This is a genomic window from Vibrio sp. 10N.239.312.C11, from assembly GCF_041466065.1.
GTDB classification, from domain to species: domain Bacteria; phylum Pseudomonadota; class Gammaproteobacteria; order Enterobacterales; family Vibrionaceae; genus Vibrio; species Vibrio tasmaniensis_A.
The window spans coordinates 35,163-52,211 of the sequence record NZ_JBFSRZ010000012.1 but is presented as its reverse complement, the minus strand read 5'-3'; the positions used below and the strand labels follow the sequence as shown (position 1 = coordinate 52,211).

The 17,049-nt window shown below is 44.8% G+C and carries 18 protein-coding genes and 1 other RNA gene; 6 read left to right on the top strand and 13 right to left on the bottom strand.

The features are described 5' to 3' along the window. Positions 1 to 12: 12 nt before the first annotated feature. The 5 genes from AB6D07_RS07780 to rsmI all read right to left on the bottom strand — a co-directional run bounded on the left by AB6D07_RS07780 (position 13) and on the right by rsmI (position 4,768). A complete protein-coding gene (locus tag AB6D07_RS07780) occupies positions 13 to 1,770 on the bottom strand; it encodes a penicillin-binding transpeptidase domain-containing protein (RefSeq protein ID WP_009848951.1) in 1,758 nt (585 codons plus the stop codon). Beyond that, positions 1,767 to 2,084 carry a cell division protein FtsL gene (gene ftsL, locus AB6D07_RS07775; RefSeq protein ID WP_009848950.1) on the bottom strand — a complete coding sequence of 106 codons (318 nt, stop codon included), beginning with the start codon at positions 2,082 to 2,084 and terminating at the stop codon, positions 1,767 to 1,769. The genes AB6D07_RS07780 and ftsL overlap by 4 nt, the downstream gene beginning before the upstream one ends. A 3-nt stretch (positions 2,085 to 2,087) precedes the next feature. Then, positions 2,088 to 3,038 (bottom strand): 16S rRNA (cytosine(1402)-N(4))-methyltransferase RsmH, encoded by a 951-nt coding sequence (gene rsmH / locus AB6D07_RS07770; protein WP_009848949.1) that lies wholly within the window; start codon positions 3,036 to 3,038, stop codon positions 2,088 to 2,090. A gap of 228 nt (positions 3,039 to 3,266) precedes the next feature. Continuing rightward, an RNA gene (rnpB, locus tag AB6D07_RS07765) (RNase P RNA component class A) lies at positions 3,267 to 3,706 on the bottom strand. A gap of 195 nt (positions 3,707 to 3,901) precedes the next feature. After that, positions 3,902 to 4,768, bottom strand: coding sequence for a 16S rRNA (cytidine(1402)-2'-O)-methyltransferase (gene rsmI / locus AB6D07_RS07760; RefSeq protein ID WP_009848948.1), 867 nt, complete (start codon positions 4,766 to 4,768; stop codon positions 3,902 to 3,904). Between the two features lie 61 nt (positions 4,769 to 4,829). Here rsmI and AB6D07_RS07755 point away from each other — a divergent pair, with 61 nt between their 5' ends. From AB6D07_RS07755 to AB6D07_RS07740, 4 genes are read left to right on the top strand one after another with little or no spacing between them, the layout of a single operon-like run. Continuing rightward, positions 4,830 to 6,647, top strand: a complete 1,818-nt coding sequence (locus AB6D07_RS07755) for a penicillin-binding protein activator (protein WP_017102963.1) — start codon at positions 4,830 to 4,832, stop codon at positions 6,645 to 6,647. Next, a complete protein-coding gene (locus AB6D07_RS07750; RefSeq protein ID WP_017102962.1) occupies positions 6,634 to 7,032 on the top strand; it encodes a YraN family protein in 399 nt (132 codons plus the stop codon). Before AB6D07_RS07755 ends, AB6D07_RS07750 begins: the two co-directional genes overlap by 14 nt. 2 nt (positions 7,033 to 7,034) lie before the next feature. Continuing rightward, positions 7,035 to 7,625 carry a phosphoheptose isomerase gene (locus tag AB6D07_RS07745; RefSeq protein ID WP_004729817.1) on the top strand — a complete coding sequence of 197 codons (591 nt, stop codon included), beginning with the start codon at positions 7,035 to 7,037 and terminating at the stop codon, positions 7,623 to 7,625. A gap of 16 nt (positions 7,626 to 7,641) precedes the next feature. Further along, entirely contained in the window at positions 7,642 to 8,247 is a 606-nt protein-coding gene (locus AB6D07_RS07740) for a BON domain-containing protein (protein ID WP_017098300.1), read from the top strand. A 164-nt stretch (positions 8,248 to 8,411) separates the two neighbouring features. Here AB6D07_RS07740 and sspB read toward each other — a convergent pair whose 3' ends face one another. The 8 genes from sspB to zapE form a co-directional block, all read right to left on the bottom strand. Next, positions 8,412 to 8,906, bottom strand: coding sequence for a ClpXP protease specificity-enhancing factor (gene sspB / locus AB6D07_RS07735; RefSeq protein ID WP_012603204.1), 495 nt, complete (start codon positions 8,904 to 8,906; stop codon positions 8,412 to 8,414). Between the two features lie 6 nt (positions 8,907 to 8,912). After that, positions 8,913 to 9,548: a stringent starvation protein SspA gene (gene sspA, locus AB6D07_RS07730; RefSeq protein ID WP_009848943.1), complete on the bottom strand. Its 636-nt coding sequence runs from the start codon at positions 9,546 to 9,548 to the stop codon at positions 8,913 to 8,915. Between the two features lie 97 nt (positions 9,549 to 9,645). Then, complete coding sequence (locus AB6D07_RS07725; RefSeq protein ID WP_009848942.1) at positions 9,646 to 10,383, bottom strand: cytochrome c1; 738 nt, start codon at positions 10,381 to 10,383, stop codon at positions 9,646 to 9,648. Next, complete coding sequence (locus AB6D07_RS07720; RefSeq protein WP_009848941.1) at positions 10,380 to 11,645, bottom strand: cytochrome bc complex cytochrome b subunit; 1,266 nt, start codon at positions 11,643 to 11,645, stop codon at positions 10,380 to 10,382. Before AB6D07_RS07720 ends, AB6D07_RS07725 begins: the two co-directional genes overlap by 4 nt. Further along, positions 11,645 to 12,235: a ubiquinol-cytochrome c reductase iron-sulfur subunit gene (gene petA / locus AB6D07_RS07715; RefSeq protein WP_010434692.1), complete on the bottom strand. Its 591-nt coding sequence runs from the start codon at positions 12,233 to 12,235 to the stop codon at positions 11,645 to 11,647. Before petA ends, AB6D07_RS07720 begins: the two co-directional genes overlap by 1 nt. Positions 12,236 to 12,565: 330 nt before the next feature. Next, a complete protein-coding gene (rpsI, locus tag AB6D07_RS07710; protein WP_004740758.1) occupies positions 12,566 to 12,958 on the bottom strand; it encodes a 30S ribosomal protein S9 in 393 nt (130 codons plus the stop codon). Positions 12,959 to 12,971: 13 nt separating this feature from the next. Continuing rightward, positions 12,972 to 13,400, bottom strand: coding sequence for a 50S ribosomal protein L13 (gene rplM / locus AB6D07_RS07705; protein ID WP_010434689.1), 429 nt, complete (start codon positions 13,398 to 13,400; stop codon positions 12,972 to 12,974). 247 nt (positions 13,401 to 13,647) lie between these two features. Continuing rightward, positions 13,648 to 14,751 carry a cell division protein ZapE gene (gene zapE / locus AB6D07_RS07700; RefSeq protein ID WP_017102961.1) on the bottom strand — a complete coding sequence of 368 codons (1,104 nt, stop codon included), beginning with the start codon at positions 14,749 to 14,751 and terminating at the stop codon, positions 13,648 to 13,650. A 219-nt stretch (positions 14,752 to 14,970) separates the two neighbouring features. On the opposite strand from zapE, the gene zapG reads away from it, so the two are divergent. Both zapG and AB6D07_RS07690 read left to right on the top strand, forming a co-directional pair. Then, positions 14,971 to 15,426 (top strand): Z-ring associated protein ZapG, encoded by a 456-nt coding sequence (zapG, locus tag AB6D07_RS07695; RefSeq protein WP_009848969.1) that lies wholly within the window; start codon positions 14,971 to 14,973, stop codon positions 15,424 to 15,426. Between the two features lie 126 nt (positions 15,427 to 15,552). Further along, a complete protein-coding gene (locus AB6D07_RS07690; protein WP_009848968.1) occupies positions 15,553 to 16,908 on the top strand; it encodes a DegQ family serine endoprotease in 1,356 nt (451 codons plus the stop codon). Positions 16,909 to 17,049 lie beyond the last annotated feature (141 nt).

Sequence of the window (17,049 nt, the reverse complement as noted above, 5' to 3'; positions counted from 1 at the left end):
TCCTGATTGGCTCTATTCTTGAAACTTGTTTTCATCAGCAGGGACATTGAGTATTTGCAGTGCACCCTTCATGATTTCAGAAAAAACGGGGGCAGCAACTGAACCACCATAGTAAAGGTCACCTTGCGGCTCATTGACTACGACAACCAGAGCTACTCTTGGATCGCTGACTGGAGCAAAACCCGACGTTATAGCAATATACTCATCACTATAGCCACCCGCAGCAGCTTTACGAGATGTACCCGTTTTTGCCGCAACTCGATAACCCGGAACAGCGGCTCTGGTTGCAGTTCCGCCCTTTTGAGTCACGCCTTCTAACATTTGCAATACCATCTCTGCATTTTCACGTTTGATGATCTGCTTTGAGAAATCTTGGTCGTTGCTTTTAATGATATGAATCGGTTCATACATGCCTTTGTTGGCTAACGTTGCGTAAGCATGAGCCAACTGAAGCGGGGTCACAGATAAGCCATAACCAAAGGATAGCGTCGCGATTTCGAACTTGGACCAACGGCGACGGTTAGGAAAAATACCACTCGTTTCACCCACGAGATTTAGCCCAGACATTTCGCCTAAACCAACCGAACTGTACATACCAAGTAACGCTTCAAGCGGCATATCAAGCGCTAATTTCGCAACGCCGATGTTACTTGATTTTTTAAGGATCAAGGCTAAATCAGCCTTGCCCACTTTAGAGGTATCACGTACTCGGCTACCTCCAATTTGCATGATGCCATTACCCGTATCAATAATAGATTTCGCATCAGCTGTACCATTTTCTAATGCGGCGAGCACCACAAAAGGTTTCACTGTTGAGCCGGGCTCCATAGCATCGGTCAGCACGCGGTTTCGCATTTTAAAGCTTTGTAAATCAGAGCGGTTGTTCGGGTTGTAAGATGGTGCATTGACCATGGCTAACACAGCGCCCGTTTTCACATCGAGTAATACTGCAGAGCCTGAGGTCGCTTTATGATCGGCCACCGCTTGCTTAATCGCTCGATAGGCTATCGCCTGCAATCGTTGATCGATGGTGAGTTCTAGTGGTTTGCCTTCTTCGCGTTCTTCTAACGCAATGTTTTCGACAACGCGTCCGTAGCGGTCTTTACGAATCGTTCGCTTGCCTGCTTCGCCCGTAAGCCATTTATCGTAACTGCGTTCAACCCCTTCCAGGCCGTGCCCATCAATTCCGGTCACACCGATAAGGTGTGCACTGACTTCACCAGCAGGGTAGTAACGTCGAGATTCCGCTTTTAGGCCCACACCCACCAGCTTAAGTTCACGGATATACTTAGCCATCGCAGGGCTAACTTGTCTTTGTAGATAAATAAATCGACGGGATTTATTGCTAGAGATCTTATCGATCATCGATTGTCGCTGTAGGCCAAGTACATCGGCTAACGCATACCAACGATCAATCTGGGCCATGCCATTTTTATCGAAAATCGTTTTTGGGTCGGCCCATACTGCTTCAACGGGAACACTCACAGCAAGCGGCTCGCCATTGCGGTCAGAGATAATACCGCGAGCAGAAGGAATAGCCTTAACACGCACTGAGCGAAGATCGCCCTGGCGAATTAAGTTATCGGGTTCAATGATTTGGATGTAAGCCACACGGCCAACGAGTGCAGCAAAGGCTAGAAACACGAAAGCAATAACAACGTTGAAACGCCATTTAATAAGAATTGGATCCGAATCCTTTTCGCTCTTCACTCGCTCTTTCGTTGATTCATTAACGGTTTTTGCGGGTGTTTTTTCCTTTTTACCGGTCATTTCAGTGTGATCACAACTTCTTTGTCGGAGTCTGGACGTTTCATGTCTAGCTCTCTTTTTGCCGATGCTTGAACGCGGCTGTGTTCTGCTAGCGCCGTCTCTTCAAGCATTAAATTTCGCCACTCATCATCAAGTTGTTCCCGCTCCACCAATGCCATGTCTTTTTGCGTAATCGCCTGACGTGATACATGTGTCGTAAGAACGACCCCCATCGCACTCGCAAAGATGCAGATAAGAAGCCCCAATGGGACTTTACCCACAGAGATCAAATCAAAAAATATTATCTTGGCTAAGTTAGGTTTGGAGGTCTTCATTGACTATAGCTTTTCTGCGATTCGTAGTACCGAACTACGCGAACGAGTATTCTCATCCACTTCATCTTTAGAAGGCTTGATTGCTTTACCAATTGGTTTCAGATCAGCACTGCCTAGCGCTTTGATCTGCTCTTCAGTTAGTGGCAGGCCATGTGGTACTTGTGGACCTTGGCTCTCTTTACGGATAAAGCGCTTCACCATGCGGTCTTCAAGTGAATGGAAACTGATAACAGAGATACGACCTTGAGGAGCAAGGATGCTTGCCGCGCCTTTCAGTGCGGTATCGATCTCTTCCAATTCACTGTTAATGTAGATACGGAATGCTTGGAAAGCACGTGTTGCTGGGTGTTTTTTCTCTTTGAAGCTTTTTGGAGCGACATCAGAGATAAGCTTAGCCAGTTGACCAGTGCGCGTTAACGGTTCGTTCTCTTCATTCTCTTGATAAGCAATGATGCCTTTCGCGATACGACGAGCGTGTTTGTCTTCACCGAACTCACGAATAACCCATGTGATGTCATCAAGATCAGCTTCAACCAACCACTGAGAAACAGGAATGCCGGTTGTTGGATCCATACGCATATCAAGCGGGCCATCTTTCATAAAGCTAAAGCCACGTTCAGCATCATCCAGCTGTGGTGAAGAGACACCTAAATCCAGCAATACGCCATCCACTTGACCGACTAAGTCATAACGCTCTGCATATTCAGCCATACCTGAGAACGGGCCGTGAATAATCGTAAAACGAGGGTCATCAATCTTTTGTGCTTCGGCAATCGCTTGTGGATCGCGGTCGATACTAAAGAGTCTTCCATTCTCGCCCAGTTTAGACAGGATTGTACGGCTGTGACCACCACGGCCAAAAGTACCATCGATATAGGTACCGTCAGGTTTGATCGCAAGTCCGTCAATAGATTCGTTAAGCAATACTGAAATATGTTTGAATGCTTCTGTCATAGTCTTCTCAGTGAATGGATTGAGCCATTAGTTCGGCAATAATATGTTCTATTAACGTTTTAGTTTACTGATTTCACGCCGTATCTCCACCATATTGTGTATAGGCTTTGGGAATTTTTGACCCAAGCTCATATCAAGATGATGGATTCTAAGGAAATCTAAATAATTAACGTCAATATAAAGCAAAAAACCCATCACTACCGTTAAGTAATGATGGGTTCTTTATATAGGTGGAGTTGACACATACGCCGGGTTCTGTTCCGCTTGCGCGGCGGTAACCATTCGTCTAGGCCTGCAATCGCTCACAGGCTCAAGCAATCTACCCGCCCCCATACGCGAGCAGCGCAATGCGAGGGCCTATTTGATCTTGCTCCGGGTGGAGTTTACCTTGCTACGAACTGTTGCCAGTCGCACGGTGCGCTCTTACCGCACCCTTTCAGCCTTACCTGTGCCTCTTCCGAAGAAATGAGGCCATCGGCGGTCTTCTCTCTGCTGCACTTGTCGTGGGCTCGCGCCCCCCAGACGTTATCTGGCACCCTGCTCTATGGAGCCCGGACGTTCCTCCCCTCTACCAGTCTCCCGAAGGACTTCAACGTCAGTTTCCCGAAGGACCTCAACGTCAGTCTCCCGAAGGACATCAGCAAAGCAGCGATTACCCGTTCAACTCCGAGGGCGGATTGTATAGAGATTAGTGTGCAGTGTCTAGCGAGATCACAAATATGCTGCAAACCATTAAGCAAGTGAACGAATTTCACACAATCCAAGCACAAAAAAAGGAGCGACGGTATTACCATCACTCCTCATAAGCTTTTCAATACAGGTTAGCTACTCTATAAATAGGTATCTAGTCTATAAAGAGCCATCTAGTTGTCTAGATGCTCTAAGCCCCATTTGTATAAAGCGTTCTTTTTCAGATTGTAGATTTCTGCCGTCATCGCCGCTGCTTTTTTAAGTGGCAGTTCTTTGGTTAGAATACCCAGCGTGCGAGTCGCTTCGTCTGGCAACTCTGTGCTCGCTTCTTCACGGTGACCGTGAATTAGCAATACCATCTCACCGCGTTTACGGTTTGCGTCTTCTTCAATCCACTCAATAAGTTCACCAAGTGGCAGACCTTGGATGGTTTCGAAGGTTTTGGTTAGCTCACGCGCCAACACAACCTCACGGTCAGGGCCTAAGATCTCTAGCATGTCTTGTAGAGAATCAGTAATACGGTGCGGAGATTCGTAGAAAATACATGTGCGCTCTGCTTTTGCGATCTCTAAGAACTTGTCTTTACGACCTTTGCTCTTTGGCGGTAAGAAACCTTCAAAGCTGAAACGATCAGACGGCAAACCAGACGCACTTAGTGCGGTAATCACAGCACAAGCACCAGGAAGTGGCACAACTCTCACACCCGCTTGACGACATTGTGAGACAAGATGGTAACCTGGATCACTGATTAAAGGAGTACCCGCATCAGAGACTAATGCGATAGACTGACCTTCTAATAACCTTTCGACTAGAACTTGTGCTTTAGTTTGTTCATTATGATCATGTAAAGCGAACGTTCTGGTTGATATATTGAAGTGAGCAAGCAGCTTACCCGTGTGGCGTGTGTCTTCGGCTGCAATAACATCGACACTTGATAAAATTTCAATTGCTCTTTGAGTGATATCTCCCAAATTTCCGATTGGGGTTGGCACAATATAGAGAGTTGGGCTCTCTGTGAGCAAGGTTTTGTTATCTGTCATTTGTTTACCATCACTTCAACGATTAATATAGATACAAATTTATACGGAATTTAAAGAACTCATGGCAACGATGAACCATAAGAGACTCAGTGTACCACGCTTACTCACTCCAATTGCATTAGCAATTACATTGGCGGCTTGTTCTTCAGGTCCTCAAGCACCAACGCGTGTTGATATTACACTAGATCCAGCGCAATCAACTGAAAGTTACATGATGCAGGCGGATAGTAGCAAAGGAAGTCTACAAAACGACTGGTTAATCATGGCGCTTAAGGCTTCTGTGCAAGCTGGAAAAACCGATCAAGCGACTCTGCTGATCAAACGCTTAGCCAAACAAGAGCTGAGTGAAGTTCAACAAGCAGAATGGCAACTAGCTCGCGCTCAACTGCTGGTGAATAACTCGCAACCACAGCAAGCGTACAGCCAACTGAACTTTCAGCCTTGGTGGACGCTTCCGAACGAGCAATGGAAAGATTATCACGAGTTACGCGCCAACATTTCTGAAATACAGAATGAGTATTTCGAAGCGAGCCGTGAGTTAGTCCTTTATTCTGAATATCTGGACGCTAGCGACGAAAGCCAACAGCAAACGGCCGACCGTATTTGGCAGAACCTGAATAGCTACTCTCAATACGAGATTCTAGAACTGAAAACATCGCCGACAGAAGATGTGCTTTCAGGTTGGTTGCAACTGGCTATCTACATGAAGACGCTGAATTCGAACCTTCCAAACCTACAGGAAACCCTGGCTGATTGGTTAGCCGAGAATCCTCAGCACCCTGCGGCTACTTACACACCTCAAGCGATCACCGACATCTTGGCACTAGAGATCAGCAAACCAACCAGCACTGCGCTGCTGCTGCCGCTAACAGGTAAGTACGGTAAGCAAGCACAACTTGTGCGTGATGGTTTCATCTTTGCGATGATGAATGACAAAGAGCGTGAAGAAGATGCAACTCTGACGGTAATGGATACCAACGTACAAAGTGCCGCTGAAATTAAAGCGAAACTGGAAGAGAATAACGTTGATTTCATCGTTGGCCCTCTGATTAAGAGCAATATCACCAAGCTTCAACAAGCGCAGAAAAACCACGAAAACTCGATTCCAGCATTAGCTCTTAATATTCCAACTCAGCTAGAACCAGATACTAATATTTGTTATCTCGCTTTATCGCCAGAACAAGAAGTCGCTCAGGCTGCGAAACACCTTTTTGCACAAGGCTATAAGTACCCACTAATTCTTGCACCCAAAGGACGCTTAGGTGACCGCGTTAAGCAAGCATTTAACGAAGAGTGGCAGAAATACAGCAACAACGACGTTGCAATCAGCTTCTTCTCTGACAAACGCCAACTGCAGCGTAATGTGAATCAGATTTTCGGTTTACAAGAGAGCCAACAACGTATCGCTCAAATGGATGGACTACTTAACCTAGACCTAGAAACAGAACCACGCAGTCGTCGTGATATCGATTCTGTCTACATTGTCGCTAAGAACTCAGAGCTAACACTCATCAAGCCCTTCATTGAAGTTGCAATTAACCCAGATGCTAGACAACCTGCACTGTTTTCAAACTCACGCAGCAACAGCGGTGACAAGCAATATGAAGACCTAACGGGTGTCTTCTACAGCGATATCCCGCTATTGGTCGAGAACAAAAACGAGCTTAACAAAGCGCTTAATGACCTATGGCCCTCACACTCGAACAGCCAAAAGCGTCTACAAGCTCTAGGAATGGATGCATACTATCTAATGGATGCACTACCACAGATGAAAGCCGTACAAGATTACAGCATTACAGGTGAAACCGGCGTATTAACCATCGACAACAACTGTGTTGTTCAACGTGAAATCAGCTGGGCAGAGCATGGGGCTTTTTAGCCGTAAGTTCCTATCCAAGCCAACAATCACCCACAAACAAGTGGGTGATAAATACGAGACCGTGGCAAAGAGTTATTTAGTTCGCCACGGTTTATCGTTAATTGAACAAAACTTCATAGCAAAGTGTGGCGAAATTGATCTTATAATGCGCCATAACAATACGGTTGTGTTTACTGAGGTAAAATACCGCAAGCAAACACGCTACGGACATGCCGCTGAAATGGTGACAGCCAAAAAGTCACAAAAGCTACTCAAAACAGCCAATGTTTGGCTTATGCAGCAAGGCTTGTCGGTACACTCTACAGATTACAGGTTTGATATCATTGCCATCGAAGGGCCGAATGACACTATCGACTGGATTCAAAACGCGATTACCCAAGGATAAACATGCTAGACAGCATCAAAGAAAGTTTTACAGAAAGTATTCAAATCCAAATTGCGGCGGCAGAAGCTCTGCCAGACGCAATCACGCATGCCGCTCAAGCAATGGTTGCAACCCTGCTTAACGGAAACAAGATTCTTTGTTGTGGTAACGGTGGTTCAGCATCGAATGCTCAGCAATTTGTCTCTTGCCTACTTAATCGCTTTGAAACCGAGCGCCCTAGTCTTCCGGCAATGGCTCTCACTGCTGACAACACTACGCTAACGGCTGTGGCAAACGACTACCACTATGAAGAGATCTTCTCTAAGCAGGTACGTGCGTTTGGTCAAACTGGTGATATTTTACTGGCTATATCTACTAGTGGTAACAGTAAAAATATCATCAAAGCAATGGAAGCTGCGGTAACACGTGATATGACAATCATCGCCTTTACTGGTAAAGATGGTGGTGAAATGGCTGGCCTGCTTGGTGAGCACGATGTAGAAATTCGTATTCCCTCACACCGTACAGCACGTATCCACGAAGTACACATGGTGACACTACACTGCTTATGTGACCTAATCGATCAAGTACTCTTCCCAGCTCACGAAGAGTGATATACGGAGCATCACGATGAAATCATTAACTTCTATGAAGCTGCTTAAGCTGATTAGTGTTTCGCTACTTACACTGTCGTTATCTGGTTGTGCTGGTCTTTTCATTGCTGGTGCAGCAACTACTGCAAATCTAGTCACCGATACACGAACCACCAAAGAGATTTGGAGCGACAATAATATCGAATTTGAAGTTGCAGCTATGACTAATAAACCGCCATTTCGCGGCAATGTCAGTATCACAGCAAGCTCTTACCGTGGTTCAGTAGTTCTGATGGGGCAAGCAACGACAGATGCTGAACGTCGTGCTTTTGAAAGCCAAGCTAAAGCAGTAACGGGGGTTGAAAGTATACACAACCAGATCCGAGTGAAAGAGCCACTGTCTGTTAGTGCTATCAGCAAAGACAGTTGGATTACCACTAAAGTGAAGTCTGCCCTACTTGCCAAGTCTGAGCTTAACGGTATCAAAGTCAAAGTCATTACTGAAGATTCAGAAGTATTTCTGCTTGGATTAGTTTCTCGAGAACACGCTGATATCGCGACAGAAGTTGCGCGTAATATCTCTGGTGTGAAGCAGGTGATTCGAGCGTTTGAATATGGTGAAGATGACAATTCGGTAAACTAACACCCTCTGAATTTACTTAGCCAACTTAGCTGCTTATTAGCTGGTTGGTTGGCTGGTAAAGCCTAACGAAATGAGTCTAGCAACTAAAAATCAGTTAGCACAAAAAGAAAAAGCAGCGATAAATCGCTGCTTTTTTTGTATTTGGAGTTATTTAAAAAATAACGCTATTTGATAACACGAAGGCTTGGGCGACCTTTCGCTGGACGAGATGGCTCAGGTTCTGAGTCAGACTCTTCAGCATCTACGTCTGCTGTTGCAACACTCAAAGATGGGCCTTTTTCTGGTTCTTCAAAAGGACTTTCTTCAATTCCTTCTTCAAACGCTTCCATGTAAGCCTCTTCAGGTTCAAACATGGTACCAGCACCATTCTCACGAGCATAAATTGCTTGTACTGCGTATAGCGGAACGATCACAGAGTGTGGACGACCACTAAAGCGAGCACTAAACGTCACAGCTTCGTTACCCAGTTCAAGTTGTCCAACCGCACGAGGCGCGATGTTCAGAATGATCTGACCATCTTGAACAAACTCGTCTGGAACTCTCACACCCGGCAATGTTGCTTCAACAACCAAGTGTGGAGTCAGTTCGTTATCAACCAGCCATTCATAAAATGCACGAAGCATGTATGGTCGGCGTGGAGTCATATTTGAAATATCCATAAACGCTTAGCGAACGAGTCGCATCTCGCGCTCAGCTTCCGTTAGAGAAGCTAGGAATGAATCACGTTCGAATACGCGGTTCATGTAAATCTTAAGTTCTTTAGAACCAGGACCAATCAGTTCGATACCAAGCTCAGGTAAACGCCATAGTAGCGGAGCTAGGTAACAATCAATTAGGCTAAACTCTTCGCTCATGAAGTATTCATACTCAGCGAAGATAGGAGCAAGAGTTAATAGGTCGTTGCGTAATTTCACGCGAGCTGCTTCAGATTCTTCAGCGTTGCCTTTAACGATCTTCTCTGCAACTGAATACCAGTTACGCTCAATTCGGTACATCATTAGACGACTGTTACCACGAGCAACCGGGTATACAGGCATCAATGGTGGATGAGGGAAACGCTCATCTAGGTATTCCATGATGATCTTAGAGTCATATAGAGCAAGCTCACGATCAACAAGAGTAGGTACTGATTTGTACGGGTTCAGTTCAACAAGCTCTGCTGGTAGATTTTTTTCATCAACCAACTCAACTTCAACACTTACGCCTTTTTCAGCAAGAACAATGCGCACCTGATGGCTATACATATCAGAAGCACTTGAGAAAAGAGTCATTACAGAACGTTTATTGGCAGCTACAGCCATGGAGCCCTCCAGTACACTTTAAATAAAAACAATGGAGGCCTAAAGCCTCCATTGAACATTAACATAATTTGGGAATTAGCACGGTATTATAGCACAATTAGTGCACATCACGCCAATACTCTTTCTTCAGCAAAATCACGATGATAGTGAAGATTACTAAGAAGGCCATTACCCACCAACCCATAGCATGACGCTCAAGTTGAACAGGGTCGCCCGAGTAAACCAAAAAGTTAACGAGGTCACGAACTGCTTCGTCATACTCACCAGCACTTAATTCGCCAGAACCATCCGTTTCAGTGCCAACAACAACCTTAACTTCCTCACCATCGACCATGTGAGTATCGTAGATTGGCGTTGGGATACCTTGTAGCTCTTCAAGAACATGCGGCATACCAACACTTGGGAAAACCAGGTTGTTCACACCAAATGGACGAGACGGATCTTCATAGAAAGTACGAAGGTACGTGTATAGCCAATCTGCGCCACGAACACGAGCAACCAATGTTAGATCTGGTGGTGGAGCACCAAACCAACTAGCAGCTTGCTCAGAAGGCATAGCGTTAACCATCAAGCTACCAATTTTCACTTCAGGATCGAAGATCAGGTTTTCCTTCATTAGGTCTAAAGGAATCTCCAAATCATTCGCAACACGTTCATAACGTTGGTACTGCGTTGAGTGACAAGCGAAACAGTAGTTCATGAACATCTTAGCGCCATTTTGCAATGAAGCTTTGTCTGTTAAATCATTGTTTGCTTTGTCTAATGGTACGCCTGCACCCGCTGCCATCGCTAGTGACGGCAACATAGCAAATAAAATTACAATCCACTTTTTCATTTGAATGTCACCCTTTCTGGTAATGGTTTCGTCGCTTCATTTTTACTGTAGAACCACAGCAGAACGAAGAACATGAAGTAACCTAAGCTAAAGATTTGAGCTAATAGCGTGTATGTAGGCGTTGCTGGAAGCGCACCAAGTACACCAAGCGCAATAAAGCTTATTGTGAATTGGATGATGTTAATCAAATGCAGTTTGCTACGGTAACGGTAAGAACGCACTTTACAACGGTCGAACCATGGCAGTAGGAATAGCACAACAATTGAAGCGCCCATTGCAACTACACCTAACAGCTTATCTGGAACAGCACGAAGTACAGCGTAGAACGGCGTGAAGTACCAAACTGGAGCAATATGCTCAGGTGTTTTCAGCGGGTTTGCAGCTTCAAAGTTAGGCGGCTCAAGGAAGTACCCACCCATTTCTGGGTTAAAGAACAGCACGTAACAGAACAAGAATAGGAAACCAGCAACACCAACCATATCTTTTACCGTCCCGTATGGGTGGAAAGGAATAGAGTCAATGATGTCGTATTTCTTAGTGTAATCCTTGTGGAATGGGAACTGAGTTTTGTAGTCGTCGCCCATTGTGCCTTTAGGAAGCTTAGTTTCGATACCGTCTGGGTTGTTCGAACCCACTTCGTGCAGCGCCAGTACGTGAAGTACGATAAGCAGCAGAAGTACAATTGGCAGAGCAATAACGTGCAGTGCGAAGAAACGGTTCAGCGTTGCACCAGAGATGATGTAGTCACCACGGATCCAAAGCGTTAGGTCATCACCTATAACAGGGATCGCACCAAACAGAGAAATGATTACCTGAGCACCCCAGTAAGACATTTGACCCCATGGTAGTAGGTAGCCCATGAAAGCCTCAGCCATAAGCACTAAGAAGATCAACATACCGAAGATCCAAAGTAACTCACGAGGCTTTTGGTAAGAACCGTAGATTAGACCACGGAACATATGCAGGTAGATCACAACGAAGAATGCCGATGCACCTGTTGAGTGCATGTAACGCAGTAGCCAACCGTATTCCACATCACGCATGATGTATTCAACAGAAGCAAATGCACCCTCACCAGACGGTACATAGTTCATTGTCAGCCAAATACCCGTAAGGATTTGGTTAACCAGTACTAACATTGCTAAAGAACCAAAAAGGTACCAAAAGTTAAAGTTCTTAGGCATTGGGTATTCAGATAAATGCTTCTTGTAAGCATTCATCGCGGGTAGACGTTTCTCTACCCAATCAAGCAATCCTTGCATTACGCGTCTCCCTCGTCCACACCGATCATGATCTTAGTGTCACTCAAATACATATGCTTTGGTACAACAAGATTCAATGGAGCCGGTACGCCTTGGAATACTCGACCTGCCATATCAAACTTTGAACCATGGCAAGGACAGAAGAAACCAGACTTAACACCCTGAACTTGTTCTGCAAAAGAATCTGGCAGGTAAGTTGGAGAACAACCTAAGTGCGTACAGAAACCAACAGCAACGAAGAATTCCGGCTTAATTGAACGAAACTCGTTCTGCGCGTATTCTGGTTGTTGTTCAGCTTCAGATTGAGGGTCACGAAGTTGACCACCGATCGCTTTTAGATTCTCTAGCACCGATTCAGCACGGCGTACAACCCATACAGGCTTACCTTGCCACTCGACACGAACCATTTGTCCCGGCTCTAACTTACTGACTTCCACTTCCACCGGTGCGCCTGCAGCTTTCGCCTTGGCACTCGGGTTCCATGATTTAATAAAAGGCACGGCTACAGCAGCTGCTCCTAAACCACCAACAACGGCTGTTGTTGCGGTTAAGAAACGCCTGCGACCGTTATTTAAAGGCGCGTTGCTCATCCAAACATTCTCCCATTTGCTCCTTATGGATTGAAATAATTCCGAATAAAGAGCATGGCTAACAAAATATGTATTTAGTTCTATTTATTGACGGCAAATGATAAATAAAACCCTACTTTTTGACAAGATAAAGCTACCTTTTTGTAACAATCATGAGGCAAAGCGCACATTGGGTTACAAAAGCTTTCAAAATATAAGAATTTGGAAATAAAACGAGGGAGGGAAAGCGTTTAGAGGGGGCATAAAAACAAAAAGCCCGGCATATAGCCGAGCTTTGAACCACAATTCCAGTCGAAAAACTGGGAGCGTGTACTTTTTCGTAAAGAAAAATTAACGCTTAGAGAATTGAGGTTTACGACGTGCTTTACGTAGACCAACTTTCTTACGTTCAACGCAACGAGCGTCACGCGTAACATAGCCAGCTGCACGTAGAGCAGGACGTAGAGTTTCATCGTATTCCATAAGAGCACGAGTGATACCGTGGCGGATTGCGCCAGCTTGACCAGAAATACCACCACCAGAAACAGTGATGTAAAGGTCAAGTTTCTCAGTTAGTTCAACTAGCTCAAGAGGTTGTTTAACAACCATACGAGAAGTTGGACGACCGAAGTAAACATCAAGGCTGCGCTTGTTGATTACGATCTCACCAGAGCCTGGTTTGATGAAAACACGAGCTGCTGAGCTTTTGCGACGACCAGTGCCGTAGTATTGATTCTCTGCCATTGTCTTAATCCCCTTAGATGTCTAGTACTTGTGGCTGTTGAGCAACATGGTTGTGCTCAGTACCAGCGTACACTTTAAGCTTACGGTACATCGCGCGGCCTAGTGGACCACGTGGAAGCATACCTTTAACTGCTAGTTCAAGAACCATTTCTGGTTTCTTAGCAATTAGCTTTTCAAAAGTGATAGTTTTAAGACCACCTGGGAACTCAGAGTGACGGTAGTAAACCTTACCCTTAGCTTTGTTACCAGTTACAGCAACTTTCTCAGCGTTAACAACGATGATGTAATCACCAGTGTCTACGTGAGGAGTGTATTCTGCTTTGTGCTTGCCGCGTAGGCGAGAAGCGATTTCACTTGCTAGACGGCCAAGAGTTTTGCCTTCAGCGTCTACAACATACCAGTCGCGTTTTACAGTTTCTGGTTTAGCAACGAAAGTTTTCATGCTAATAATTACCTATTTAAAAAATTTACACTTAAGGAATACTCGCGTATTCCCACTGTCTAAGAGTTACCATTCATCACCCCTTCGAGTGTTGGAAAACTCTTGGCATAACGTGATTTTACTCATCGCTAGAGGCCCGCAGTAACGGTAGGTCGCAGGATTATAGAGAAGAGCGAAGAAAAAATCACCTCTTTTTGAACAAAATCACGATTTTTTTAATTCTCTTTCTTATTCGAGATAATCAAAGCTAACTTAAGTGTTCTTTTGCCAAATACTCATGGCTCTGCATTTCAATTAAACGCGACTGACAACGTTTAAACTCAAACTCTAGTTGACCATGGGTGTATAGTTTTTCTAGCTCCACTTCCGCTGAAATAATCAGTTTCACATTGCGCTCATAGAACTCATCAACTAACGCAATAAAGCGTCTAGCAGCGTCATCGGAAGTCGCGCCCATTTGCAACACATCAGCCAATAGAACCGTGTGATAAACCCGAGACAACTCAATATAATCGTTCTGGCTACGAGCCGACTGACAAAGCTGAGCAAAAGTACCATGCAGCACGCCATCACTCGCTTCGACTACATCTAATTGACGGTGATTAACCTCTATCTGCTTAAGCTTCTCTTTATCTTCACCAACAAGCTGCGCGTAATATGTTTCGAGGTTAATGTTCGCTTGGCTATCCAGTGGGTAATGGTAGATCTCAGCCTGCTCTAAGGTTCTCAGACGATAATCAATTCCGCTATCAACATTAAGAATATGACAGTTATCTTGAATGAGCTTAATAGCGGGTAAGAAACGCGCTCGCTGTAACCCGTTGCGATACAGATCCGCAGGTGGAATATTAGAGGTCGCAACCAAGATAACGTTTCGAGCGAATAACTCTTGGAACAAAGTTCCTAAGATCATGGCATCGGTAATGTCTGAAACAAAGAATTCATCAAAACAAATAATATCCGCTTCTTCTTTCAACTTATCTGCCACTAAAGGCAACGGGTCGCTAACATTACCTAGCGCCCTTAGCTCATCATGGACTCGATACATAAAGCGGTGAAAGTGAACGCGCATTTTTTTTGTGGTCGGTAAGGCATCGTAGAACGTATCCATTAAATAGGTTTTACCGCGCCCGACGCCGCCCCAAAAATAGAGGCCTTTTGGTGGCAGTGGCAGTTCTGGCTTTTTGCCCATTAACTTTTGGAATCGAGTCAGTTGAGGAATAGGGGCATTCATGTAATCTTGGAATTGATGAAAGAGTTCATCTAAAGATTTAACGGCTTGCTCTTGTGCTGGATCTCTTTGAAATCCATGTTCTTTTATATCTTGTTCGTATTTTTTAATGGGATTCATGACGACATTTCCACAATGAAAGCGATATCAGACAGCAAATAAAAATGAGCCCAAACAGTATGAGACATGTCGCTATGCGGTGAATAATGCAGCATCAAACTGCTAACTAGCGCACACGCATTTCTCTTTATACTGCGGCTTTCTCATAGTACCATGGAGCTGTATCACGTGTAACTAAGCAGTAACAAACATGTTAAAAAACAATAATAAGGAGCTGTTATGCCTTGGATGTATGCCGTTGCCGGTTTACTAGTCGGAGTTATTTTAGGGGTCGCTATTTCTCGTCTCATGACACCTGAATACAAAAAACAAAAGAACGTACAGAAAGAATTAGATAGCGCAAAGTTTGCCCTGGAACAGCAGCGACAAGAGCTAGCTGACCACTTTGCGAAATCAGCAGAAATGTTGGACACCTTAGGTAAGGACTATACAAAGCTTTACCAACACATGGAAAAAACAAGCTCAGAGCTACTCCCTAACCTGCCAGAGCAAGACAACCCATTTGTGAAAACAGCCGCTGCTCATTCGGATAAGCCACAAGATAAGTCTTCAGTTAAAGAGTCGACGCTTGAAGAACAACCGAAAGATTACGCTAATGGCGCAACCGGTTTATTTACCGAGCAGAAGAAAGAAATCATGGATGCTCCCGATGTCGTTACAGCAAAAGCATCGTAAACATTTAACACTTCTGTGAACTTTACAAAGGTTTTTGAGTCATACCTTTCACTCAGGTCATTTGAAACTTCTCATACTTATTAAACGTATAAGAGGGTTAAGACCTTAACTAGAGAGGAGTTTATGATGAAAAAACCTTTGCTTGCTTTATCAGTACTGACTTTAAGCTTAAGTTCAATCATCACCCCCATTCAAGCTACAGCCGCACTTCCATTAAGTGTGGGTAATGAACAATTACCAAGCCTTGCTCCTATGCTTGAACAAGTAACCCCCGCTGTGGTTAGTATTGCCGTAGAAGGCAAACAGGTACAACGTCAGCAAATCCCTGAACAATTTCAATTCTTTTTTGGTCCAGAACAAACACGAGAACGCCCATTCCGCGGGCTAGGTTCTGGTGTGATCATTGATGCCAAGAAAGGCCATATTGTCACCAATTACCATGTCATCAATGGTGCCGACGATATCAAAGTAAAACTGCATGATGGTCGAGAGTACGATGCAGAGCTCATCGGCGGCGACCAGATGTCTGATATCGCGCTATTAAAACTCGAAACAGCCAAAAACCTTACCCAGATAAAAGTCGCAGATTCCGACAAATTGAGAGTCGGCGATTTCAGTGTGGCTATCGGCAACCCATTTGGGCTTGGTCAAACCGTAACATCCGGTATCGTTTCAGCGTTAGGACGTAGCGGTCTCAATCTAGAGAACTTCGAAAACTTCATTCAAACCGATGCCGCGATTAACAGTGGTAACTCTGGAGGTGCGTTAGTGAATCTTAACGGTGAACTGATTGGTATCAACACGGCCATCCTAGGACCTAACGGCGGCAATGTCGGTATCGGCTTTGCCATTCCATCCAATATGATGACAAACCTGACTGAACAGATTCTCGATTTCGGTGAAGTAAAACGTGGCATGCTTGGTGTCCAAGGTGGAGAGGTCACCTCGGAATTGGCTGAAGCGCTTGGTTATGAGTCCAGCAAAGGTGCTTTTGTTAGCCAAATTGTACCCGACAGTGCTGCAGACAAAGCCGGATTGAAAGCGGGCGATGTCATTATCTCCATTAACGGTAAGCGTATTGATACTTTTAGTGAGTTAAGAGCCAAAGTAGCCACCCTAGGTGCAGGTAAACAGATCGAGTTAGGCGTGGTGCGTGACGGTAAGAATAAGACCTTTGACGTCACGCTGGGTGAATCCACAAATAGTAAGACACAAGCTGAAAAGCTCCATGAAGGACTTGCCGGTGCAGAGCTCACCAACACAACCGACAGCGATTCAGCGACAGGCGTCAAGGTATCAAGTGTCGCTCAAGGTTCGCCAGCAGAAGCTTATCAGCTTCTTAAAGATGACATCATCATCGGGGTAAACCGACAACCAGTTAAGAACCTTGCTGAATTTAGAAAGATTCTTGAAAAACAACCTGGCGTATTGGCACTTAATATCCAGCGAGACGATAGGACTATCTATCTAGTTATTCGATAGCCATACGTCAGCGTAATTACAGGGGGGCTCGGTAAGTTTGCTTTAAACTTACTCAGTCTCCCTTTTCTTTAGATCAATCAAAATGCTATGCTTCACTGATAATCAAGTCAGTCATCCATTGACGGATGCTTCATACCTTAC

Bases quoted from the DNA above. Each gene is read 5' to 3' on its own strand.
- AB6D07_RS07755 (WP_017102963.1), top strand. From the start codon at position 4,830: ATGGCAACGATGAACCATAAGAGACTCAGTGTACCACGCTTACTCACT.
- AB6D07_RS07745 (WP_004729817.1), top strand. From the start codon at position 7,035: ATGCTAGACAGCATCAAAGAAAGTTTTACAGAAAGTATTCAAATCCAA.
- rsmI (WP_009848948.1), bottom strand. From the start codon at position 4,768: ATGACAGATAACAAAACCTTGCTCACAGAGAGCCCAACTCTCTATATT.
- zapG (WP_009848969.1), top strand. From the start codon at position 14,971: ATGCCTTGGATGTATGCCGTTGCCGGTTTACTAGTCGGAGTTATTTTA.
- zapE (WP_017102961.1), bottom strand. From the start codon at position 14,751: ATGAATCCCATTAAAAAATACGAACAAGATATAAAAGAACATGGATTT.
- sspB (WP_012603204.1), bottom strand. From the start codon at position 8,906: ATGGATATTTCAAATATGACTCCACGCCGACCATACATGCTTCGTGCA.
- sspA (WP_009848943.1), bottom strand. From the start codon at position 9,548: ATGGCTGTAGCTGCCAATAAACGTTCTGTAATGACTCTTTTCTCAAGT.
- rpsI (WP_004740758.1), bottom strand. From the start codon at position 12,958: ATGGCAGAGAATCAATACTACGGCACTGGTCGTCGCAAAAGCTCAGCA.
- AB6D07_RS07720 (WP_009848941.1), bottom strand. From the start codon at position 11,645: ATGCAAGGATTGCTTGATTGGGTAGAGAAACGTCTACCCGCGATGAAT.
- AB6D07_RS07740 (WP_017098300.1), top strand. From the start codon at position 7,642: ATGAAATCATTAACTTCTATGAAGCTGCTTAAGCTGATTAGTGTTTCG.
- AB6D07_RS07690 (WP_009848968.1), top strand. From the start codon at position 15,553: ATGAAAAAACCTTTGCTTGCTTTATCAGTACTGACTTTAAGCTTAAGT.
- AB6D07_RS07780 (WP_009848951.1), bottom strand. From the start codon at position 1,770: ATGACCGGTAAAAAGGAAAAAACACCCGCAAAAACCGTTAATGAATCA.
- AB6D07_RS07725 (WP_009848942.1), bottom strand. From the start codon at position 10,383: ATGAAAAAGTGGATTGTAATTTTATTTGCTATGTTGCCGTCACTAGCG.
- ftsL (WP_009848950.1), bottom strand. From the start codon at position 2,084: ATGAAGACCTCCAAACCTAACTTAGCCAAGATAATATTTTTTGATTTG.
- rsmH (WP_009848949.1), bottom strand. From the start codon at position 3,038: ATGACAGAAGCATTCAAACATATTTCAGTATTGCTTAACGAATCTATT.
- AB6D07_RS07750 (WP_017102962.1), top strand. From the start codon at position 6,634: ATGGGGCTTTTTAGCCGTAAGTTCCTATCCAAGCCAACAATCACCCAC.
- rplM (WP_010434689.1), bottom strand. From the start codon at position 13,400: ATGAAAACTTTCGTTGCTAAACCAGAAACTGTAAAACGCGACTGGTAT.
- petA (WP_010434692.1), bottom strand. From the start codon at position 12,235: ATGAGCAACGCGCCTTTAAATAACGGTCGCAGGCGTTTCTTAACCGCA.